This window comes from Microbacterium sp. SMR1 (assembly GCF_003289625.1).
GTDB lineage: Bacteria > Actinomycetota > Actinomycetes > Actinomycetales > Microbacteriaceae > Microbacterium > Microbacterium plantarum.
The window spans coordinates 519,295-541,623 of the sequence record NZ_QMBN01000002.1; the positions used below are offsets into that span (position 1 = coordinate 519,295).

The 22,329-nt window shown below is 69.0% G+C and carries 20 protein-coding genes and 1 tRNA gene; 8 read left to right on the forward strand and 13 right to left on the reverse strand.

The window, feature by feature from the left end; translation table 11 throughout:
- Positions 1-19: 19 nt before the first annotated feature.
- Positions 20-931, reverse strand: a complete 912-nt coding sequence (locus DO944_RS07085; RefSeq protein ID WP_112616051.1) for a formate/nitrite transporter family protein — start codon at positions 929-931, stop codon at positions 20-22.
- 177 nt (positions 932-1,108) lie between these two features.
- On the opposite strand from DO944_RS07085, the gene DO944_RS07090 reads away from it, so the two are divergent.
- Positions 1,109-1,906 carry an MOSC domain-containing protein gene (locus DO944_RS07090; RefSeq protein WP_112616053.1) on the forward strand — a complete coding sequence of 266 codons (798 nt, stop codon included), beginning with the start codon at positions 1,109-1,111 and terminating at the stop codon, positions 1,904-1,906.
- 141 nt (positions 1,907-2,047) lie between these two features.
- Here DO944_RS07090 and DO944_RS07095 read toward each other — a convergent pair whose 3' ends face one another.
- The 9 genes from DO944_RS07095 to DO944_RS07130 all read right to left on the reverse strand — a co-directional run bounded on the left by DO944_RS07095 (position 2,048) and on the right by DO944_RS07130 (position 11,808).
- Positions 2,048-2,281 (reverse strand): hypothetical protein, encoded by a 234-nt coding sequence (locus DO944_RS07095; RefSeq protein ID WP_112616055.1) that lies wholly within the window; start codon positions 2,279-2,281, stop codon positions 2,048-2,050.
- A 75-nt stretch (positions 2,282-2,356) separates the two neighbouring features.
- A complete protein-coding gene (locus DO944_RS15660; protein WP_181574178.1) occupies positions 2,357-2,524 on the reverse strand; it encodes a hypothetical protein in 168 nt (55 codons plus the stop codon).
- 161 nt (positions 2,525-2,685) lie between these two features.
- Positions 2,686-3,951, reverse strand: a complete 1,266-nt coding sequence (locus DO944_RS07100) for an MFS transporter (protein WP_112616057.1) — start codon at positions 3,949-3,951, stop codon at positions 2,686-2,688.
- Entirely contained in the window at positions 3,948-5,603 is a 1,656-nt protein-coding gene (locus DO944_RS07105) for an ABC-F family ATP-binding cassette domain-containing protein (RefSeq protein ID WP_112616059.1), read from the reverse strand. Before DO944_RS07105 ends, DO944_RS07100 begins: the two co-directional genes overlap by 4 nt.
- Before the next feature lie 520 nt (positions 5,604-6,123).
- Positions 6,124-6,197: transfer RNA gene (locus DO944_RS07110), tRNA-Gly, on the reverse strand.
- Positions 6,198-6,281: 84 nt separating this feature from the next.
- Positions 6,282-8,507 (reverse strand): beta-glucosidase, encoded by a 2,226-nt coding sequence (locus tag DO944_RS07115; protein WP_112616946.1) that lies wholly within the window; start codon positions 8,505-8,507, stop codon positions 6,282-6,284.
- 78 nt (positions 8,508-8,585) lie between these two features.
- On the reverse strand, positions 8,586-9,482 hold the full coding sequence (locus tag DO944_RS07120; RefSeq protein ID WP_094261028.1) for a carbohydrate ABC transporter permease: 897 nt from the start codon (positions 9,480-9,482) through the stop codon (positions 8,586-8,588).
- Positions 9,479-10,495 (reverse strand): carbohydrate ABC transporter permease, encoded by a 1,017-nt coding sequence (locus DO944_RS07125; RefSeq protein WP_112616061.1) that lies wholly within the window; start codon positions 10,493-10,495, stop codon positions 9,479-9,481. The genes DO944_RS07120 and DO944_RS07125 overlap by 4 nt, the downstream gene beginning before the upstream one ends.
- Before the next feature lie 8 nt (positions 10,496-10,503).
- Positions 10,504-11,808 (reverse strand): ABC transporter substrate-binding protein, encoded by a 1,305-nt coding sequence (locus DO944_RS07130; protein WP_112616063.1) that lies wholly within the window; start codon positions 11,806-11,808, stop codon positions 10,504-10,506.
- A 202-nt stretch (positions 11,809-12,010) separates the two neighbouring features.
- Between DO944_RS07130 and DO944_RS07135 the strand changes: the two genes are divergently transcribed.
- Both DO944_RS07135 and dcd read left to right on the forward strand, forming a co-directional pair.
- Positions 12,011-13,024: a LacI family DNA-binding transcriptional regulator gene (locus DO944_RS07135; protein WP_112616065.1), complete on the forward strand. Its 1,014-nt coding sequence runs from the start codon at positions 12,011-12,013 to the stop codon at positions 13,022-13,024.
- 49 nt (positions 13,025-13,073) lie between these two features.
- The gene (gene dcd / locus DO944_RS07140) at positions 13,074-13,679 is read left to right on the forward strand and encodes a dCTP deaminase (protein ID WP_023952839.1); all 606 of its coding nucleotides are present in this window, start codon (positions 13,074-13,076) and stop codon (positions 13,677-13,679) included.
- A 69-nt stretch (positions 13,680-13,748) separates the two neighbouring features.
- Here dcd and DO944_RS07145 read toward each other — a convergent pair whose 3' ends face one another.
- On the reverse strand, positions 13,749-14,345 hold the full coding sequence (locus DO944_RS07145) for a hypothetical protein (RefSeq protein ID WP_112616067.1): 597 nt from the start codon (positions 14,343-14,345) through the stop codon (positions 13,749-13,751).
- A gap of 111 nt (positions 14,346-14,456) precedes the next feature.
- Between DO944_RS07145 and DO944_RS15895 the strand changes: the two genes are divergently transcribed.
- The 3 genes from DO944_RS15895 (at position 14,457) to DO944_RS07160 (ending at position 17,203) form a co-directional block, all read left to right on the forward strand.
- Positions 14,457-14,990, forward strand: a complete 534-nt coding sequence (locus DO944_RS15895) for a MarR family winged helix-turn-helix transcriptional regulator (RefSeq protein WP_258524603.1) — start codon at positions 14,457-14,459, stop codon at positions 14,988-14,990.
- Between the two features lie 78 nt (positions 14,991-15,068).
- Positions 15,069-16,736: a BCCT family transporter gene (locus tag DO944_RS07155; RefSeq protein WP_112616069.1), complete on the forward strand. Its 1,668-nt coding sequence runs from the start codon at positions 15,069-15,071 to the stop codon at positions 16,734-16,736.
- 20 nt (positions 16,737-16,756) lie between these two features.
- Positions 16,757-17,203: a GNAT family N-acetyltransferase gene (locus DO944_RS07160; RefSeq protein ID WP_112616948.1), complete on the forward strand. Its 447-nt coding sequence runs from the start codon at positions 16,757-16,759 to the stop codon at positions 17,201-17,203.
- Between the two features lie 6 nt (positions 17,204-17,209).
- On the opposite strand, the gene DO944_RS07165 is transcribed toward DO944_RS07160, so the two are convergent.
- Together DO944_RS07165 and DO944_RS07170 are read right to left on the reverse strand one after the other, a co-directional pair.
- The gene (locus DO944_RS07165) at positions 17,210-18,667 is read right to left on the reverse strand and encodes an MFS transporter (protein ID WP_112616071.1); all 1,458 of its coding nucleotides are present in this window, start codon (positions 18,665-18,667) and stop codon (positions 17,210-17,212) included.
- Between the two features lie 113 nt (positions 18,668-18,780).
- Positions 18,781-19,500, reverse strand: coding sequence for a response regulator transcription factor (locus DO944_RS07170; protein WP_112616073.1), 720 nt, complete (start codon positions 19,498-19,500; stop codon positions 18,781-18,783).
- Between the two features lie 329 nt (positions 19,501-19,829).
- Between DO944_RS07170 and dnaK the strand changes: the two genes are divergently transcribed.
- Positions 19,830-21,698, forward strand: a complete 1,869-nt coding sequence (gene dnaK, locus DO944_RS07175; protein ID WP_112616075.1) for a molecular chaperone DnaK — start codon at positions 19,830-19,832, stop codon at positions 21,696-21,698.
- A 2-nt stretch (positions 21,699-21,700) separates the two neighbouring features.
- Positions 21,701-22,318: a nucleotide exchange factor GrpE gene (locus DO944_RS07180; protein WP_112616077.1), complete on the forward strand. Its 618-nt coding sequence runs from the start codon at positions 21,701-21,703 to the stop codon at positions 22,316-22,318.
- The last annotated feature ends 11 nt before the right edge of the window (positions 22,319-22,329 follow it).

Sequence of the window (22,329 nt, forward strand, 5' to 3'; positions counted from 1 at the left end):
TTACGGTGCGGACCATGGGTCACACCCGGGCGGTCGCGGGCTCGACGGCTGCCGGCTCCGCGGCGGCGGGCTCGGTGGCTACAGGCTCGGCGGTCCCGGTCGCACGGGTTCGCTTCGGCGCGCGTACGCGGCGCGGCGAAGTCGGCCGGCCGTAGGTGAAGTAGAGCGGGATCGCGACGAAGACGAGGCCTCCGACGAGGTTGCCGAGCACGGTGGGGATCTCGTTCCAGATCAGGTAGTCCATGATCGTGAAGTCGCCGCCGAGGAGGAGTCCCGAGGGGAACAGGAACATGTTCACGATCGAGTGCTCGAATCCCATGAAGAAGAAGAGCATGATCGGCATCCACATCGCGAAGATCTTGCCGATGACATCCTTCGAGATCATCGCCAGCACGACGCCCGTCGCGACCATCCAGTTGCACAGGACGCCGCGGACGAAGAGCGTGAGCATGCCCGCCGCGCCGTGCTCGGCGTAGCCGACCGTGCGGCCCTCGCCGATGTGGCCGATCGCCTGACCCACCTCGTTCGGCGGCGTCGAGAAGCCGTACGTGACGACGATCGCCATCAGCACGGCGACGGTGAAGGCGCCGATGAAGTTGCCGAGGAACACCAGCCCCCAGTTGCGCAGGATGCCGCCGAGCGTCACCCCCGGCCGCCGGTCGAGCCAGGCGAGCGGCGCGAGCACGAAGACGCCGGTCAGCAGGTCGTAGCCGAGCAGGTACAGCATGATGAAGCCGATCGGGAAGAGCACGGCGCCGAGCAGCGGCATCCCCGTCGTCACGGTGATGGTCACGGCGAAGGCGGCGGCGATCGTGAGGACGGCGCCGCCCATGATGGAGCGGATGAGCGTGTCGCGGGTCGAGAGCATGACCTTCGACGCGCCCGCGTCGATGACGGTCTGAACGAGCTCGGTGGGCTTGACGTAGGACATCGCGTCCTCCTTCGGTCGAGAGCCGGTGGGTATGGTGCTCGACGCTAGAGGCGGGGTGTTTCCCCGGCGGTCTCGCTGATCGTCCGTTCCGTTACCTCTTTCTCTCTTCGCACCATCGGCGGTTGTGAGATCGCCGGCGCTGGTGGCGATTCGGGCGGGGTGGTGCAGAGTAGCGGTGTGCCCGTCGTCTCCGCCCTGTACCGCTATCCCGTCAAGGGGTTCACTCCCGAAGCGCGCGACGAGCTCATCGTCCAGCCCGACGGCCGGATCGCCGGTGACCGGGTGCTCGCGTTCCGCTTCGCCGACGCGGTGGAGCCCGAGGGCGCCGACGGCCTGGAGTCGTGGCCGAAGAGCCGCGGCCTCGCGCTCATGGACTTCCCGGCGCTTGCTCGTGTGGCCCTGCAGTTCGACGCCGACGCGCGGTGGCTGCGGCTGAGCGCCGACGGTGTCGTGCTCGCCGAGGCGGGGCTCGATGACGCCGGCCGGCGCGAGCTCGAGGAAGCCGTGACCGCGTTCGTGCAGGCGTCACCGGATGCCCGGCGGCTCGAGAAGGAGGGGGTGCTGCCCCTGCGGCTCGTCGGCGACGGTGTCACCGCCCGGTTCCAGGACCGGGCCCGCGGCTACGTCTCGCTGCACGGTGCCGCCTCGGTCGAGGACGTGGATGCTGCGGTGGCCGCGCCCGTCGACAGCCGGCGGTTCCGCTCGAACATCGTCGTTTCGGGTGCCGGCGCGTGGGATGAACTGGGGTGGAGCGGGCGCGTCCGCATCGGTGAGGTCGCGTTCGACGTGCAGCGCCCCATCGGCCGGTGCGCCGCGATCATGGCCAACCCCGACACGGGCGAGCGCGACGCGCGCCTGCTGCGCGTGCTGACGACCGAGTTCGATCAGGCCGAGCCGACCCTCGGCATCCTGCTCCTCCCCGCCGCCGGCGGGGGAGCGGTGCGGGTGGGCGACGAGGTCGTCGTCGAGGGCTGAACCGGGTGGCGGCATCCGGCTGTGCTGGGCCGGGATGCAAGGGATCCGACACGACACCCCGGGACGGATGCCGCTGAGCCGGGGTGTCGGTCGCGGCGCCTTGCAGCGCGGTACGGGTAGGCGGCGGCCCTGTGCGCGACGCTACCCGACGTACTCCTCGTCGCGAATCTGATCCGCGTTCCCGGGAACGCATGCCGAGGTGCCCCCGATCCCGTACAGGCCCGGCCCGGTTGAGAAGCTGAGGCCTTGGAGCGGGCCCCCGGTCGCGAAGACCACCGGCGCATGGTCGGTGTTGATTCGCACCGTCATCCCGAGCGATTCCCAGTGCGCGGCGATCTTCTCAGCGTCAGCGAGCGGCTCCACGTCGCCGGGCATCGCGGAGTACAAGTAGTTCCACTTGATGCTGTTTCCGTTGTCGCACGTCTGGACGCCGGGGGCGCTGGACTCTTCTCACCCGCCGGTGTCGAGTAGCTCAGCGGACTCGCGGATGATGTTCGTCAGCGTCTCTTTGGCTTCGTCTGGTGTCACATCGGCCTCCTGGGGTCCGCATCCGGCGGGTGTGACCGCGGCGGCAGCCAGGAATGCCACGACGCCAAAGCCAGTGCGGTCAGTAGCCACCTCGGCTCCCTCCTGTCATCGCCTTCTGAAATGGTGTCGGCTCGTGCTCGATAGCTTCCGTAGCCTGAGCGCCATGCCCCGTTGTTGCAAGGGCAACGTTGCGGAGTGACTCGGTGTCACGGTCCGAGTATCCCGTTCCGTCGGGAGTGCTTGTTCCGTGGTCACGTGTCCAGTGGTTGTTTGGTTTCGACATGCCGCATGCGTCCTGCGACAAGGGCGACGACGCCGAGCAGCGTCGGTGCGACGCCAGCCACGATGAAGATCGCTGGTATCGGTACGACGAGTGACAGCGGCCCGGCGATCGCGATCGAAACGGGCATGAAGGCGATCGAGACGAAGAAGTCGAGACTGGCGACGCGCCCGATCATCTCCGGTGGCACGAGTCGTTGAAGCAGCGTGCCCCAGATGACCACACCAGCTCCCGTGGCCGCGCCTACGGCGAACAGTGTGACGAGCATCACCGCGAGGTCGCTGATGAGGCCGATCAGCACGAGCGGGAGGGTTCCGCCGCCCCAGAGCCCGATCATGAGCGTGAGATAGCGCCGGGGCAGTTTGAGAGACGACACGAGGAGCGAGCCGATCGCGCCGCCTATTCCGTAGGCGGCGAGCAAGAGCCCGAACGTCGCTTCGGCGTCGTCGAAGCGGTCGCGGCTGAGGAACGGCAGCAGCACCTCGATTGGTCCCTGGATGATGAGCGCGAGCGATGATCCGAAGATCAGCGTCCATAGCAGCCATCGGGTGCGAGCGACGTAGCGGACCCCGGCTTTGAGGTCGCCCCACACGCTCGTGCGTTGCTCCGACGGTTCCGGTTCGGCGGCTTCTTCCCGGCGACCGAGGAACAGGGTGATGACGAACGCGACAGCGTACGACGCGGCGACGATGACCGCCCCAGCGGCGGGGAAGAGCGCCCCGACGACGATCCCTCCGATGGCGGGGCCGAGGCCCTGGCCCATTGATGGCCGGAGAGCCCCTTCAAGCCCGTTCGCGGCGAGCAATTGTTCGGGTGGGAGCACTTGCGGGAGATAGGCGCTGTAGGCGGGGTAGAAGAACGCGCTACCCGCACCTAACGCGAACGAGGCGAGCCCGACATGCCACAGCTCGACCGCGCCCGTGAGGGACAGCACCGCGACAGTGGTCATGACCGCCGCGGTGCATCCCTCCACGATGATGATGATCCGCCGCTTCGAGAAGCGGTCTGCCACCACCCCGCCGAGGACCGAGAAGGCGAAGAGGCCGAGGCTGATCCCGGTAGCTACGGCTGACAGGGCAAGGGGGCTGTCGTCGAGTGCGAGTACCTGGAACACCATGACGATGGTCCACATACCGGTGCCGAAGACTTCGATACCGACGGCTGCGAACAGCAGCCGATAGTCGCGGATGGCGAGAGGGCGCAGCGCCCGCAGCCGGTCGGCCGTCTCGCGGGTCATACCAGCGCCTCGCTTTCGGTCGGTGCTGCCAGTCGCAACGAGGGCCAGCCGTCGACGTCGCGGAGAAGCTGGCGGTCGTGGGTAGATACGATCACAGCCGCTTGGGTGGCGTTGAGCGCGTCGGTCAGTTCGTCGACGAGCGCGATCGAGAGGTGGTTGGTCGGTTCGTCGAGCAGAAGCACGTGCGGCTTGGCGGCGAGCACCAAGGCCAGGTCGAGACGACGTTGCTGGCCCATCGACAGCTCACCTATCCGCTTACCCGACTCGCGGGCACGAAGGAGTCCGAGCTGCGACAGCCCGACGGCCTCGCTCGGCCGGACGGTGCCGGCCGTCACGAGTGTGTCGACGTAGGCCGCATACACCTCGCTTGCGCGGCGATCCAGCGGCAGCGCGGTCTCCTGACGGAGGAACGCAAGCCGGACATGCGATGGGCGACGAACGCTGCCCGTGTCCGCGTGCAGATCACCCGCTGCAACGCTCAATAGAGTGGACTTCCCGGCCCCGTTGGGGCCGGTCACGACCAGACGTCCCCGGTGCGCCAGCGAGAGCGTCACCGGGCGTGTGAGCCTGCCGGCCACGGTCACCTCATCCACACTCAGCTGCACCGCTCCGGTTCGGGTCGCGAGGTCCGGGAAGCGGAACACTTGCGGCGGCTCGGGGGCGGTCACCGCGTGCGCTTCGAGCTGTTCCTGCCGGCGGTGCACACTCTGCACGAGCCCGCCCGCGCGCGTCGCCCGTCCGTGCTTGTTGGTTCCCTTCTCTGGCCGCCAGCCCGAGACGAGACGGTTCTGCGCTGAGCTGAGACTGTCCTGCAGTCGCCCGAGCTCGGTCTGCTGTCGCTCGTATTCTTGCTCCCACCTTTCGCGCTCCGCGCGCCGGCCTTCCCGGTAGCCGGCGTAGCCGTTGCCGTACACGCGCACCCGATCGTCGGGCGTTGGGTCGAGGTCGACGATCGTCTCCGCGACGTCGGATAGCAGCGCGCGATCGTGGGAGACGACGACCACGCCGCCGTTTCGCGACCGCAGTTGCGCCGTCAGGAACTCGAGGCCGCTCCTGTCGAGATGGTTCGTCGGCTCGTCGAGCAACAGGAAATCGTCATCGGCGCCGAGCAGGCACGCCAAGCGCACCCGGTACCGCTGCCCGACGGAGAGGTCGTGCAGTCGGCGGGCAGGATCGGTTTCGGCGTCAAGCGCTTCCAGCGCGATCTGCACCCGGCGTTCGGCGTCCCACGCATCGAGGACTTCGGCGTGCTCCAGAGCGGCGGCATATCGCTCCTCAGCTCCGGTGACGCCCGCCGAGAGTGACGCCGCAGCCTCATCGAGGGACGCCAGGGCGGCCAGCGGCTGCGCGATCGCTTGCGCGACCGCCTGGCCCACAGTTCTATCGTCGCCGGTCGGCATTTCCTGTTCGGCTATGCCGAGCGTCCCGAGTCGCTGCACTACTCCGCTGTCCGGGGTGAGAGCGCCGCTGAGGACGTGCAGGAGCGTCGACTTACCCCGGCCGTTCTCGCCCACGATCGCTACGCGCGAGGTGGCCGTGATCGTGAGGTCAACGTGGTTAAGGACGGGGGTGGCTCCGCGCATCACAGAGACGTCGGACGCGATGAGCTGCGCGTGATGGCGCGCGGGTAGAGGGGCGTTGAGGGAGAGCATTCGTATCCTTCGGAACGACGCACCGCACGGCTAAGAAGCGTGCGAGGTGCGCAAGATGACGGCGACCCGTGCAGGGTCGAGAACGAGCGGCCGCCGCAAGCTCGGATGACTCAACGAGCGCGGTAAGCCTTACTCAGCCGTCACAGGAAGTACAAATGCACGTTTCAAGGGTAGGCGCGATCCGCGCCGCTACGCAACAGCGCGCGACCTTGTAGGTTCCGCAATCGCTCGACACTGATCGATATCGGCACGCGGCCTCAAAGCGCTCACCCGGTCCCGGCGCGCAAAACCCTGTGCCGAAACCTCCCATGCGCCAAAACAGGGGAGAACCGTTATCGGTGCGCTCGGTGTGCGCGGCTCGTCAGTGCTGAGGCGGGCGAGGCGAGTTCACCGCCTGCTCCTCGCATCGCTGCGCGCTGCGTGGAGCCTCGGATGGCGTGGGACCACCCGGCGCGGGTCGTTTCCGGCGGCAGCCACGCGAATGCCCCGCCGCGCGGCCGGTGGCCGCCCGTCGGGGCAGTGGAGGGGCTGACGGGAATCGAACCCGCGCTATCTGCTTGGGAAGCAGATGTTCTGCCATTGAACTACAGCCCCACGCACCCGGGGGTGCTCGGTCAGCTTACCCCACAGGGCCCGGACCGCCCGAAGCCGGACCGCCCGCCCCGCACGACCCCGGAATCAGCGCTCAATCGAGACCTCGACGATCCGCCGGTCGGATGCCGTGACGCGGTGCACCTCGCCGATGATCTCCATCGCTGCCTCGGTCTCGCGCTCCGCGCACGACGGTCCGACCCAGAGCTCGATCTCGCCGGGCTCGACGATGCGCATCCCCTCGCGTCCGGTGAACGCCAGACGCGCTGTCGGCACGTCGAACGAGACGGTCGCCTCGGCGCCGGCATCCAGCTGCACGCGGGCGAAGCCGAGCAGCTGCGCGACCGGACGCGTGACGCTCCCGTGGACGTCGCGGGCGTAGAGCTGCACGAGGTCGGTGCCCGCGCGCTCGCCCGTGTTCCGCACGCGTACAGTCGCCGTGAAGGCGTCTCCGGCCGACACCGACGCCGTCGCCGACAGGGCGGCGCGCTCGAACGTCGTGTAGCTGAGCCCGTGCCCGAACGGCAGTGCGGGCGTGCTGTCGGCGCTCGTGATCTCGTTCGGCCCGCCGAGGATCGGATGCAGGTAGCTGTAGGGCTGCGAACCCGACGAGCGGGGGAGCGAGACGGGCAGGTGACCCGAGGGCGAGACCTCGCCGCTCAGGACCGCAGCGATCGCCGGTCCGCCCTCTTCGCCCGGGAAGAACGTCTGCAGCGCTGCCGCGACGGCCCCCTCGCCCGAAAGTGCCCAGTCGATCGCGTACGGACGCCCCGACAGGACGACGAGCACGACCGGCGTCCCCGTCGCAACGAGACGCTCGACGAGCTCGCGCTGTACGCCCGGCAGCTCGAGCGAGTCGGCGTCGTTCCCCTCGCCGACGGTGCCCCGCCCGAACAGGCCGGCCCGGTCGCCGACGGCGACGATCGCGACGTCGGCCGCGCGTGCGGCATCCTCCGCCTCGATGAAGCCCGACCGGTCGTCGCCCTCGGCCTCGCAGCCGCGCACGACGGTGACCTCGGCGTCAGGCATGGCGTCGATGACCGATGCCGCGAGCGTCGGGATCTCGAATCCCATCGGCACGCCCGGGTGGTGGGCGAGCACGTGGTTGGCGAACGAGTAGCAGCCCATGAGGGCTTCCGAGCTGTCACCGTTCGGTCCGATCACGGCGACGCGGCGGGGCGATGCGAGCGGCAGCACGCCGTCGTTGGTCAGCAGCACGACCGATTCCTCGGCCAGGCGCCGGGCGACCGCGCGGTGCGCGGGCGAGTCGAGGTCGATGCTCGTCGGCGGCTCCTCGAAGGTCTCGTCGAGGAGCCCGAGCTCCTCCTTCTGGATCAGCACTCGACGAACGGCGCGGTCGATGAGCGCCTCGTCGACCTGGCCCGCGCGGACGCGCTCGGCGAGCGGCCCGACGTAGGCGTCGCCCGTGGGCAGCTCGACGTCGATGCCGGCCTCAAGGGCGAGCTGCGCGGCCTCGCCGCGGTCGCGGGCGACGGCGTGCATCGTGTGGAGGAAGGCGACGGCGAAGTAGTCCGACACGACGGTGCCGTCGAACCCCCACGTCTCGCGCAGCAGATCGGTGAGGTAGGCGGGGGTCGCCGCGACCGGCATCCCGTCGATCTCGGCGTACGAGTTCATCACCGACCGCACGCCGCCGTCGCGGACGGCCATCTCGAACGGCGGCAGGAACACGTCGGCGATCTCGCGCGGTCCCGCGTGGACCGGCGCGTGGTTGCGGCCCGCCTGCGAGCCCGAGTACCCGACGAAGTGCTTCAGCGTCGCGTGGACACCCGTGCTCTGCAGGCCCCGCACATACGCGGTGCCGATGACGCCCACGACGTACGGGTCCTCGGCGATGCACTCGTCGACGCGTCCCCAGCGGGGGTCGCGGATGACGTCGAGCACCGGCGCGAGCCCCTGGTGGATGCCGAGCTCGCGCATCGACTCGCCGATCAGCGCTCCCATCTCCTCGACGAGCTCCGGGTCGAACGCCGCGCCCCACGCGAGGGGAGTGGGGAAGGTCGCCGCCTGCCACGCCGCCAGGCCGGTCAGGCACTCCTCGTGCACGAGGGCGGGGATGCCCAGGCGCGTCTCGCGAATGAGTCGGCGCTGCTCCTCCCACAGCCATGCCGCCCGCTCGATCGGGTCGACGGGCCGCGTGCCGTAGACGCGGGTCAGCTGCCCCAGGCCGTGGACGGTCGCATCGGCGTACGCGGTCGACGACGCCATCTCGCCGGCCATCGGTGCGACGACCTCGTCGCCCTGATCGACCCAGAAGCCGACCAGCTGGGCGAGCTTCTCTTCGAGGGTCATGCGCGCGATCAGGTCGGAGACGCGCGTCGAGACGGAGATATCGGTGAGGGTCACAGTTCGTGCTTTCTCTACGGGTGATCAGCCCTTGACGGCGCCGGTCAGACCGCCGACGATGCGGCGCTCGAACAGGCTGAAGAACGCCAGGGCGGGAAGCATCGACAGAGAGGTGAAGGCGAGAACCTTCGCCGTGTCGACCGAGTACTGCGACGAGAACGCCTGCACGCCGAGCGGCAGGGTGAAGGTCGCCTCGTTGTTGAGGATGAACAGCGGAAGCAGGTAGCTGTTCCAGCTGCCGATGAAGGCCAGGATGCCGACCGTGATGACGCCGGGCACCGACAGGGGCAGCACCATCCGCCAGAAGAACGACAGGCGCCCGCATCCGTCGATGAACGCGGCCTCCTGGATCTCGTCGGGGATCGCCCGCAGGAACGGCACCAGGATGATGATCGTCATCGGCAGCGCGAAGGCGATCTGCGGCAGGATGATGCCCGCGAGCGAGTTCATCAGGCCGAGGTCGCGGATGACGATGTACAGCGGCGTGATCGCGACGGTGATGGGGAACATCAGGCCCGAGGCGAAGACGGCGTACAGCACCCCGCGGCCGCGGAACCGGTACCGGGCGAGGATGTAGCTCGCCATGAGGCCGAGCAGCACGGCCCCGATCGTCGTCGCGCCGGCTGCGATGGTCGAGTTGAGCACCTGCTGCCAGAACTGCGAGCCGGTGAGCACCGCCAGGTAGTTCTCGATGTTCCACGGCGACGGCCAGCCGGCCGGGTCCACGGTGATCTGGGCGTTGCTGCGGAAGCCTCCGATGATGATGTACAGCACCGGTGCGAGCATCAGCGCGATCACCACGAGGGCGACGAAATACACGACGGGGCTGCCCCAGGGCAGGCGCTCCTTGCGGCGGCCGCGACGACCGGTGGGTGCCGGCGCGACGATCGCACGAGTTGCGGGGGAGGTGAGGGCGGTCATCGCTCCTGCTTCCCTTCGGTGATGGCCCCCGCGGTGTCGCGGCGCAGCACGTAGCGCTGGTAGACGATCGCGACGACGAGGGAGATGAGGAAGATCACGACGGCGACGGCGTTTCCGAAGCCGTAGCTGCCGGCGTTGCGGCCGTTGACGACCATGTAGGTGGCCATCGTCGAGGTGCCCGCTGTCGATGCGACGTACTGGCCCCAGATGATGTAGACGAGGTCGAACAGCTGCAGTGCGCCGATGATCGACAGGAACGCCCAGATGCGCAGGGTGGGGGCGAGCAGCGGCAGGGTGATCCGCCAGTGCATCTGCCAGTAGCCCGCGCCGTCGAGGGCAGCGGCCTCGTAGAGCTCGTCAGGGATTCCCTGGAGGCCCGCGAGGAAGAGGATGACGGCGAAGCCGACGTACTTCCAGGTCAGGATGGCCATGAGCGTCCAGATCGCGATCGAGGGATCGGCGATCCAGTCGCGCGTGAGCGCGCCCAGCCCGAGCTGCTCGAGGGCCCCGTTGAGGGCGCCCTGCGTCTGCAGCATGAGCCCGAAGCCCGTGCCGACGACGACCTCGGCGATGACGTAGGGCACGAAGATCAGCACGCGGATGACCGACTGTCCCCGCATGCGGCGGTTGAGCAGCAGAGCCAGCAGAACCGCGACCGGTCCCTGGAGGACGAGGGATGCCACGACGATGATCGCGTTGTGGCTGAGGGCCTCGACGAACGTCGGATCGGTGAGGATCGTGATGTAGTTCTGCAGGCCGACGAACTCGGTGGGCGGCCCGTAGCCCTGCCAGCGGAAGAAGCCGTAGTAGGCCGCCATCACGACGGGGAAGATGACGAACCCGACGAACATCACCAGGGCGGGGCCGACGAGCACCGCGATCTCGAGGCGACCCGACCAGCCCAGGCCTCGGCGGCGCCGGGAGGGCGAGGGCGTCGTGGTGACGCCCTCGCCCCGGGCCGCGAGATCCACGCCGCCGGCGGAGTCCGCCACGGCTGTCTCGCTGAGCGACATGATGCGGATCAGCCCTTCTTCGCTGCGTCGGAGACCGACTGGATCATCTGCTCGGGCGTGCTCTTACCCGCCAGCAGATCGACGACGGCGACGTTCAGCGCGTTGCCGACGTTCTGTCCGAGGACGGTGTCGAGCCACTGCGAGACGAAGGGTGCCTTGTTGTATGCGGCGAGAACCTCCTGGAGGTACTCCTCCTCGACCGCTTCCTGCGCGACCGAGTTGACCGGCGGTGCGTTGAAGGCCTTGTAGTAGGCCTCCTGCTGCTCGGCGCTGGCGAGGAAGTTCAGGAAGTCGGCGCACTCCTTCGGGGCCTTCGCCGAGCAGGAGTATCCGTCGACGCCGCCCATGATCGAGCCGGGCTCACCCTCGCCACCCGACAATTCGGGGAAGGGGAACCACGCCAGGTCGGGGAGAGGCTGCTCGTCCGGCGTGAGCGAGGCGATGACGCCCGGGTTCCACGCGCCCATGAGCTCCATGCCGGCCTGGTGGTTCGCGATGAGGCCTGCGCTGCTGCCCGCGCCCTGCTGCGCCGAGGTCGTGAGGTAGCCCTCGTTGAACGGCTGCAGCTCGGCGAAGTCGGCGAGGTCCTCGGCGGACTTCAGCCAGCACTCATCGCTGAAATCCTTCGAGTCGCCGGTCTTCTCGATCGTCTCCGGGCTGCACTCGCGCAGGGCGAAGTTGTAGAACCAGTGCGCGGCGGGCCAGGCGTCCTTCGCGCCGAGCGCGATGGGCGCGATGCCGGCGGCCTTGAGCTGGTCGACGACGCCCTCGAGATCCTCGACCGTCGCGGGGGCCTCGGTGATGCCGGCCTGGGTGAACAGGTCGGAGCTGTACCAGAACCCGCTGGGGAGCACCGCGAGCGGCATCGCCCACACCTTGTCCTGATAGGTCTCGGCCTTGAACGAGCCCTCGGAGATCTCTTCCTTGGCGGTGTCGCCGATGAGGTCCGTGAGGTCCATCAGCTGTCCGGCCTGCACCATGGCGGCCATCTTGCCGCCACCGCGCTGCAGGAAGATGTCGGGCGGGTCGCCCGCGTTGAGCGCGGTCTGGAGCTTGCCGTCCATGTCTTCGTTCTGCACGGACTGCATCGAGATCTTCACGTTCTCGTTCTCGGCCTCGAACGCCGCGATCGCGTCCTTCCAGAACTCCTGGCCGGGGCCGGTCGTCGAGTTCTGCCACAGGGTCATCTCGACGGTGCCGTCGGCGCTGCCTCCGTCGCCGTTGCCGCTGCAGGAGGTGAGCGCGAGCGCCCCCACCGCCAGGACGGCGGCCGTGACGGCAGCCTTGCGGCGAGCCGTGATGGTGCGTGCCATGTGATTCCTTCTCTCTTCGTTGAGTGGACATCTGCCGAGCGCGCCGCTTCGGGCCCGGGTTGGGCTGCTCGAATCGCCGAGCGGCGATGCTCGGAGTCGTCGGACATTCGCTGGTGCTGTCGGACACCGAAAGTTTGCGCGGGCAACAAAGAGGTGTCAAACGTTTTCGAAAACGGTTTCCATTTCGGGCTAGCATGCGGTCATGGACCGACGACGACCCACCATCCACGACGTCGCGGAGCGTGCCGGCGTCTCCGTGTCGACCGTGTCCAAGGCCGTCAACGGGCGTTACGGCGTCGCTACGGCGACCGTGGATGCCGTCATGGCGGCCGTCGCCGAGCTCGGCTACGAGTCGAGTCTCATCGCCAGCAGCATGCGTTCGCGCTCGACGGGTGTCATCGGTGTGCTCGTCGCCGATTTCGAGCCGTTCAGCGCCGAGATCCTGAAGGGCGTGGGGGAGGCGCTGCGTGACACCAGCTACGACCTGCTCGCGTACTCGGGCTCGCGCGGTGACGAAGAAGGGTGGGAGCGCCGATCGCTCTCCCGGCTGAGCGGAACGCTCATCGACGGCGCCATCATGGTCACCCCGACCGTCGTCAGGGCGAGCGCCGACGTGCCGCTCGTCGCGATCGACCCGCACACGGGCCCCGCCGACGTGCCGATCGTCGAGAGCGACAGCTACGGCGGCGCCCGCGAGGCGACGGCCTATCTCATCGGCATGGGCCACACGCGCATCGGCTACATCGCGGGGCGCGCCGACCTGCGATCGTCGATCGCGCGCGACGCCGGATACCGCCGAGCGCTCGCCGACGCCGGCATCCCGTTCGATGCCACGTACGTCGGTGCCGGCCGGTATCGCGAGGCGACGGTGCGCGAGGTCGCGATCGAGATGCTCTCGGCTGACAATCGCCCCACCGCGGTGTTCGCGGCGAACGACGTGTCGGCCATCGCGATCCTGCAGGTCGCCGCCGAGCTCGGGCTCGAGGTGCCGCGCGATCTGTCGATCGTCGGGTTCGACGACATCCCCGAGGCGACGCGGCTCCCGGTTCCCCTCACGACGGTGCGTCAGCCGATGGGGCGGTTGGGCGCGGCTGCGGTCCAGATGCTGCTGGCCCTCATGCGCGGCGAGACGCCGCCGGCCACGCACCTGCGGCTTCCGACCAAGCTGGTCGCCCGGCAGACCACGGCACCGCCCGCGGGGCGTCGGGCTGGATGACGCTGTCGCGGATGCCGGTAGCGGCGGCGTCGCGCTCTAGGCTGTGTCCGTGCTGCTGAGTGATCGCGACATCCGTGCCGGAATCGACCAGGGTCGCATCGGCCTCGATCCCTGGGATGCCTCGATGGTGCAGCCGTCGAGCGTCGACGTGCGCCTCGACCGTTACTTCCGGCTGTTCGACAACCACAAGTACCCCTTCATCGATCCCGCCCAGGATCAACCCGAACTGACCCGTCTGATCGAGGTCGAGCCGGATCAGCCTTTCATCCTGCATCCCGGGGAGTTCGCGCTCGGGTCGACCTTCGAGCAGGTGCGCCTGGGCGACGACGTCGCCGCGCGCCTGGAGGGCAAGTCGTCGCTCGGACGCCTCGGCCTGATCACTCATTCGACGGCAGGATTCATCGACCCGGGGTTCTCGGGTCACGTGACGCTCGAGCTCGCCAATGTGGCCACTCTGCCCATCAAGCTGTGGCCGGGCATGAAGATCGGGCAGCTCTGCTTCTTCCAGCTCAGCTCGCCGAGCGAGAACTCCTACGGGTCGGGCCCCTACGGCAACCGCTACCAGGGACAGCGCGGGCCGACGGCATCCCGCTCCTTCCAGAACTTCCACCGCACCGACGTCGGCACCATCGACGCCGGGTCGCGCGGCGCCTGACGCCCGTTCCGGGGTGCACAGCGGCCCCGAGGTGGAGAGCCTCGGGGCCGCCGTTCGGGACGTCGTGGGTCAGGCGGCGTTGCGCCCGGCCGCGAAGCCCGCGGTGAAGCCGCGCTCGAAGGCGCGCTCGCCGCGGTGCGGGTGCTCGCCGCGGTGCGGGTGCTCGCCGAAGCGAGGGCCGCAGCCGTGACCGAAGCCGCGCCCGAAGCCGTGCCGGCCGCGCGGGCCGAATCGGCGCGGTGAGCTCTCGTCCCAGCCGAGCTCGCGGGCGATCGCCTCGAGCGAGGCGAGGGTCGTTACGTAGTCCGCCTCCGTCACGGCGTCGCGCACGCGATCGCGGACACCGCTCACGAGGCCGTGGATGCGGTCGCGCTCGCGACGTCCGTCCTCAGTGATGGTCCAGGCGCCGTCGCGCTCGACGGCCCAGCCGCGAGCCGCGAGGGAGCGGACGCGCTTGCCGCCGCGTTGCACGCGCTCGGCGAGGCCGGGGATCTCTCGCTCTCCCGCGAGGACGTCGAGCACGGCCCAGTCTCGGCGGTCGAGTCCCTCGGCGGCGAGCGTCCGATTCATCTCGCCGGCGAGGGCGGTTCCGGCCGCGCGCATCCAGAAGGGCAGCGACCGCGTGCGGGTGTCGGGCGTCTCGGGGGTGTTGTCGTGGTTGTTCATGGTGTTCCCTTCATGGCTGGCGTATCCGGCCTCTGATGCATGTCATCTGTCATGTGTATGCACTATGACATGCACCACGAGTGCATGTCAAGCCGCATGTATTCTCGAAGCATGACGGCCGACGACGACCCGCGGATCGATGCCATCGCGGACGCCCTGGGGCGCCTGCGCGGACTGCGGCGGCCCGCGCCGGGCGTCGAACGCGGACCGCAGGCGGGCGGACCGTTCGGCGGGCACGGCGTTCACGGCGGGCACGGCCCGCACGGCCATCACGGCGGCCCGTTCGCCGAGGGACGCGGGAGGATGGCGGGGCTCGCCCGCCTGCGCATGCTCGAGGCGCTCGCCGCGGCATCCCATCCGCTCAGCGTCAGCGAGATCGGCGAGGCGATCGGTGTCGATCAGCCACGCGCCTCGCGGCTGGTGCAGCAGGCGGTCGAGCTCGACCTGGTGCGTCGGGAGGCCGACCCCGACGACGCCCGCCGCACGCGCATCGCGCTGACCGGCGAGGGGCGCAGCTTCGCACAGAGCGTGCGGGGCGAGCGTCGGGCGGCCCTCGGCGGCGCGCTGGGCGGATTCACCGATGACGAGCGGGCCGAGCTGGCTCGGCTGCTCACCAAACTCGCCGACGCCTGGCCGCGCGGCTGAGCCATACCCGGTGTCATCGCGGCAGGCAACTGCCCTTCCCCGCTTTGCGTCGCGTCGGTATCCTGCGACCCTGGTTCGGTGAGCACCGAGAATCAGCCCTCTCCCGCAGAACGCATAGCCGCGGTGTCCACCCCGGGCACGATCGCCCGCTGGGTGTTCTGGCCGGCCGCGGTCGTCATCGTCGGGTTCAGCGCCTTCGCGATCATCTTCCCCACCACAGCCGAGTCGTTCTTCGGCGCCATCCAGACGTCGATCGTCGACTCGTTCAACTGGTACTACGTCCTCATCGCCGCCTTCTTCGTCGGCTTCGCGATCTTCGTCGGCTTCAGCCGCTTCGGCGACATCAAGCTCGGACGCGACGACGACGAGCCCGAGTTCTCGACGGGATCGTGGTTCTCGCTGCTCTTCGCCGCGGGCATGGGCATCGGCCTCGTCTTCTACGGCGTGAGTGAGCCGCTCAGCCACTTCGTGGACCCGCGTCCCGGCGTCACGGGCACCGAGCAGCAGCTGGCGCAGAGCGCTCTGACCCAGACCTACCTGCACTGGGGCGTGCACGCCTGGGCGATGTACGTCGTCGTCGGACTCGCCCTCGCCTACGCGATCCATCGTCGCCGCCGCCCGATCTCGATCCGCTGGGCGCTCGAGCCGCTGCTGGGGAATCGGGTTCGCGGCGCTGCGGGCAACGTCATCGACGCGGTCGCCCTCGTCGGCACCCTGTTCGGCGTCGCGACCTCGCTCGGGCTCGGCGTCATGCAGATGGGATCCGGGCTCGAGTTCATCGGCCTCCCGCCCTTGAACGACGCGATGCTCATCGGGCTCATCGCGATCGTCTCCGTCTTCGTGCTGTTCTCCGTGCTGTCGGGAGTGACGAAGGGCATGAAGTGGCTGTCCAACTTCAACCTCATCGTCGCCGGCGTGCTGCTGCTGTTCCTGCTCTTCGTCGGACCCACGCAGTTCCTGCTGCGCGAGTGGGTGCAGTCGATCGGCGCCTACATTCAGGACTTCATCGGTCTCTCGTTCACCGTCAGCGCCCTGCAGGGCGCGGCGGGCGAGGCGTGGCAGGCGCAGTGGACGTCGTTCTACTGGGGCTGGTGGATCTCGTGGGCGCCCTTCGTCGGCATCTTCATCGCGCGCGTCAGCAAGGGGCGCACGGTGCGCCAGTTCGTGGCGGGCGTGCTGCTCGTCCCCACGCTGATCGGCATCCTGTGGTTCGCCGTCCTCGGCGGCTCGGCGCTGTATCGCGAACTCGAGCAGCCCGGGTCGATGCTCGCCGCCGACGGGTCGGTGAACCTGCAGGGCGCCCTGTTCCAGCTGCTCGAGGGGCTGCCCGCCGGTGGTGTGCTGACCATCGGTGCTATCGTCCTGATCGCCGTCTTCTTCATCACCTCGGCAGACTCGGGCGCGCTCGTCATGGGCATGATCGCGACGGGCGGAAATCCCGAGCCGCCGCGCTGGGTGCGCACCTTCTTCGTCGTCATCACCGCCGCCCTCGCGAGCGCGCTCCTGCTGGCCGGAGGTCTGGAGGCGTTGCAGACGGCGGCGATCCTCATCGCCCTGCCGTTCTCGATCGTGATGCTGCTGATGTGCTGGTCGACGGTTCTGGCCTTCCAGCGCGAACGTCGTGCGTACGCCCGCGCGGAGCGGGCTCAGTTCATCGAGCGGATCGGCGACCACTACGGGCTCGAGGTCGAAGAGCCGAACGAACGGGGAGTGCGTTTCCCGTGGATCGGCGGCAGGCGCGGCTGACACGGTCGTACGCTGGGCGGATGCCTCCGGTGTCTTCCGCCCGTCTGACCGATGTCCCCGCCGAGACGCTCTACCGCCTCCTCTGGCTGCGCGTGAGCGTCTTCGTCGTCGAGCAGACCGCCGCCTATCCGGAGCTCGACGGCCGCGACCTCGAGCCCGACACCGAACTCTTCTGGATCGAAGACGGCGGACGCGTGCTCGCGACGCTCCGACTGCTTCGCGACGTCTCGGGAAACGCCCGCATCGGCCGCGTGGCGACCGCGGCCGACGCGCGAGGCCGCGGTCTGTCTGCCCAGCTCATGCGCGCGGCGGTCGAGCGCGCCGGCGAGCGGTGGCCCGGCACCGCGATCGACCTCGACGCGCAGAAGCACCTCGCCGACTGGTACGGGCGTTTCGGGTTCGAGGTCAACGGACCCGAGTTCTCCGAGGACGACATCCCGCACGTCCCCATGCGCCGCCCCGCCTGAGCACGTTCAGCGGATGCCGGCCTGCCTCGGCAGTCGAACGAAGAGCAGCAGCACGAGCCCGAAGAGCAACACGACGGCGATGCCCAGCACGCCCCAGATGATGCTGCCGAACCAGGCGATGAACAACGACCACATGGCGGGCGAGAGGAAGCTCGCGACGCGTCCCGTCGTGGCGTAGAGGCCGAAGATCTCGCCCTGCATCCCCGGCGGCGTCACCCGGGCGAGCAGCGAGCGGCTCGCGGCCTGGGCGGGCCCGACACAGCCCGAGAGGATGAGCCCGGCGATCCAGAAGACGATCGAGCCGGCGTCTCGCAGGACGAACAGCAGCACCGCGACGGCGATGAGACCCGACAGGGTGGCCACGATCACGGAGCGCGCGCCGAAGCGGTCGTCGAATCGCCCCGCGACGATGGTCGAGGCGCCGGCGACGAGGTTCGCGGCGATGCCGAAGACCATGACCTCGGTCGCGGAGAACCCGAAGGCGCGTGCGGCGAGGACGCCGCCGAAGGCGAAGACGCCCGCGAGCCCGTCGCGGTAGACCGCGCTCGCGAGCAGGAACCAGAATGTCGGGCGCTCGGTCCGGTAGAGGCGGACGATGTCCGTGACGAGGTGAGCGTACGCGGCGAAGAAGCCGACCTTCTCAGTGTCGTGCGGCGCGGTGCGCTCGGGCACGTTCAGCAGCAGGGGGATGGCGAAGACGATCGTCCACACGCCGCAGCCCACGGCGATGAGCCGGTAGGCGAGACCGTTGCTCGTGTCCATCCCGAACCAGTCGGCGAAGGTGAGGGCGACCACCAGCGCGAGGGCGATGATGCCGCCGATGTAACCGAGCCCCCAGCCCAGGCCGCTGACCCGGCCGATCGTGCGGGGCGTCGAGACCTCCACGAGCATGGCGTTGTAGTTGACGCCCGCGATCTCGGAGACGACGGCGCCGAGGGAGAGGACGATCGCGCCGTACCAGAAGAAGGCCGGGTCGGCGAAGGTGAAGAACAGGGCGAACTGCAGCAGCGCGAGGACGACGGTGAAAACCCCGAGCCAGCGCTTCTTGCGCCCCGACCGGTCGGCAGTCTGGCCGAGCACCGGGGCCAGCAGCAGGATCAGGATGCCGGCGGCCGTCGAGGCCACGCCGTAGCCGCTCGCCAACTCGGCGAGTGCTGCCTCCTTGACCGGGTCGGTGTCGGGCAGTGCCGCGATGTCGGCGGGAAGGAACGAGTCCGACACGAGGAACAGCGACGCGAAGACGAACGTGAGGATGACGGAGTTGAACGGCTGCGTCGCCCAGTCCCACAGCGCCCACGAGACGACGGCCTTGCGGGGGACCGGCTGCTCGTCGACATCGCGACCCTGCATGGCGGCGATGCGTCCGAGCGCCTGCGTGTCGGCTGCGGCCGGCGGCGCGGGCACGCCGCGCGCGGATGACGTCGGGGAGCTGGGTCCACGGGGCGGATCGGTCTCGGGTGACATGCCGGGCACGCTAGAACCTCTCCGTGAACACTCGGTGCCGCCTGCCGGCGGCGGCACGTCGCGTCATCGCGACGGGGCCAGCGTATCCGTCGGGAAGGGGGCCGACGCCCTTTTCAGTCGCGACGCGCGAACCGATAGCCGATGCCGCGCACCGTCTCGATCCAGCGGCCGGTCCGGCCGTCGTCGCCGAGCTTGCGGCGCAGGTTCATCAGGTGGACCTCGACCGCGTGGAGATCGTGGGGGCTGACGTGTTCGCCGTGCGCTCCGCTCTGCCGTCGGAGCATGAGCGCGATCCACGCTTTCTCGACGACGTCACCGGGACGCTGCATGAGGGCCTGCAGGACGTCGAACTCGGAACGCGTCAGATCGAGGGAGCGTCCGTCGAGCTCGACGCGGCGCGAGCCGGGGCTCAGTCGCAGGCCGCCGGCTTCGAGCCAGGCGCCCGGTGCCGCCTCGTTCGCCTGGAGCGTCCGCGGGCGTCGCATGAGGGCGTCGATGCGGGCCCGGAGCTCGTACGGGCGCCAGGGCTTGATGACGTAGTCGTCGGCGCCGCTGCGGAATCCCTCGACGGTCGCCGTCTCGTCGTCGACGGCACTGATGATCAGCACGTATCCGTCGTGGAAGGCGCGGATGCGGCGGACCGCCTCGAACCCGTCGATGCCGTCGAGCTTGACGTCGACGGTGGTCAGGTCTGGACGCACGGCGCGCACCGCGTTGACGCCGGCATGCCCGTCTGCGAAAGCGTGAACGGCGAAGCCGTGCTGCTCGAGGGTCTGGGTCAGCAGGCTGCGGAGGTCGTCGTCATCCTCGATCACGACAGCGGTGCGGGTCATGGTCGTCTCCGGGCGCGACGCAACGCTCGACGACCGCCCATTGCGGGTCCGAGGTCGACGAGAGGCGAGTTCGGGATCACGCTTCTTGTCATGGGTGGACTCAACATATAGCGCGCCCCTGGGAGGAACCGATGATCGTGCCTCAGTCTTTCTCAGGTTTGGCTCAGGTGCACGACATTACGCAGCGCGGCGCTATACGGAACTTGATACGCCTTGGCTCAAGTTCGCTTGACACCATTTCGGGCCGGGAGTACAGTTGAGTCATCGCGGCTCAGGTTGGGCCGCCGCAGACTTCCGATCCCATAGAACCGCAAGTAAGGAGACAACTCATGGCACGTGCAGTGGGTATCGACCTGGGCACGACGAACTCCGTCGTGGCCGTCCTCGAGGGCGGCGAGCCCAAGGTCATCGCCAACGCCGAAGGGCTCCGTACGACCCCCTCGGTCGTCGCGTTCACCAAGGACGGCGAGGTGCTCGTCGGTGAGACCGCGAAGCGCCAGGCCGTCACCAACGTCGACCGCACGCTGACCTCGGTCAAGCGTCACATGGGCACCGACTGGAAGACCCAGGCGATCGACGGCAAGGCGTACACGCCGCAGGAGATCTCGGCCCGCATCCTCCAGAAGCTCAAGCGCGACGCCGAGCAGTACCTGGGCGACACCGTGACCGACGCCGTCATCACGGTGCCCGCGTACTTCAACGACGCCGAGCGTCAGGCGACCAAGGAGGCCGGCGAGATTGCGGGCCTGAACGTCCTGCGCATCATCAACGAGCCCACCGCAGCCGCCCTGGCCTACGGCCTCGACAAGGGCAAGGAGGACGAGCTCATCCTCGTCTTCGACCTCGGTGGCGGAACCTTCGACGTCTCGCTCCTCGAAGTGGGCAAGGACGACGACTTCTCGACCATCCAGGTGCGCGCCACCGCCGGTGACAACCGCCTCGGCGGTGACGACTGGGACCAGCGCATCGTCGAGTACCTGATTAAGCAGTTCAAGGACACGACCGGCGTCGACGTCTCCGGCGACAAGATCGCGCTGCAGCGCCTCAAGGAGGCTGCGGAGCAGGCGAAGAAGGAGCTCTCGAGCTCGCAGTCGACGTCGATCAACCTGCCGTACCTCTCGCTGACCGACTCGGGCCCCGTCTCGCTGTCGGAGACGCTCTCGCGTGCCAAGTTCGAGGACCTCACCAAGGACCTGCTCGACCGCACGAAGAAGCCCTTCGAGGACGTCATCCGTGAGGCCGGCATCAAGGTCGGCGACATCGACCACGTCGTGCTCGTGGGTGGTTCCACCCGCATGCCCGCCGTCTCGGAGCTCGTGAAGAAGGAAGCCGGCAAGGAGCCCAACAAGGGCGTGAACCCGGACGAGGTCGTCGCCGTCGGCGCCGCCCTGCAGGCCGGTGTCCTCAAGGGCGAGCGCAAGGATGTCCTCCTCATTGACGTCACCCCCCTGAGCCTCGGCATCGAGACCAAGGGCGGCATCATGACGAAGCTCATCGAGCGCAACACCGCCATCCCGACCAAGCGCAGCGAGACCTTCACGACCGCCGACGACAACCAGCCGTCGGTCGCGATCCAGGTGTTCCAGGGTGAGCGCGACTTCACGCGCGACAACAAGCCGCTCGGCACGTTCGAGCTCACCGGCATCGCACCGGCGCCTCGCGGCATCCCGCAGGTCGAGGTCACCTTCGACATCGACGCGAACGGCATCGTGCACGTCTCGGCGAAGGACAAGGGCACCGGCAAGGAGCAGTCGATGACGATCACCGGCGGCTCGTCGCTGCCCAAGGACGACATCGAGCGCATGGTGCGCGAGGCCGAGGAGCACGCGGCCGAGGACAAGAAGCGCCGCGAGGCCGCCGAGGTCCGCAACCAGGCCGAGACCCTCTCGTACTCGATCGAGAAGCTGATCGCCGACAACGCCGACAAGCTCCCCGAGGACGTCAAGTCCGAGGTCCAGGGCGACGTCGACGCGCTGAAGACCGCACTCGCGGGCGACGACGACGACGCGGTGAAGACCGCGTTCGACAAGCTCAACGCATCGCAGGGCAAGCTCGGCGAGGCCATCTACGCGCAGGGTCAGGCCGACCAGGCGCAGGGCGCCCCGACCGACGCTCCGACCGGCGACGCCGGCGCGACGGCATCCGATGAGGACGTCGTCGACGCCGAGGTCGTCGAAGACGAGGAAGACAAGAAGTAATCATGACCGACAAGGACTTCGAAGAGCCGCACGGCGATGACGAGGTCCTCGGCGAGGAGGGGTCGGACGCCCAGGCGTCCGGCCCCGACGCGCACGGGGCCCCCGGAGCATCGGATGCCGCGGCTGCGGACGACGAACTGACCATCGACGACATCCTCGGCGCGACGCAGTCCGACGAGGCCGCCGTCGCGGAAGCCCCCGCCGAAGAGCACGACCTGCTGCTCGACCTCAAGCGCGTGCAGGCCGAGTACGCCAACTACCGTCGGCGTACCGAGGACCAGCGCGAGGCTGAGATCGAGCGCGCCAAGGGCTCGGTCGCGAAGGGCCTGCTGCCCGTGCTCGACGACCTCGACCGTGCCGACAAGCACGGCGACCTCGCCGAGGGATCGCCGCTCGCGGTGATCGCGGACAAGCTCCGCGGGGTGGTGGCGAGACTGGGCGTCGAGTCCTACGGCGCCGCCGGCGACGCGTTCGACCCGCAGCAGCACGAGGCGATCTTCCAGGCGCCCACCCCGGGCACGGCCGAGCCGACGATCCTCGAGGTCGTCGAGGTCGGCTACCGCCTCGGCGGCATCGAGCTGCGTCCGGCGAAGGTCGTCGTCGCGGTGCCGGCCGAATAGGAGGCAACGAC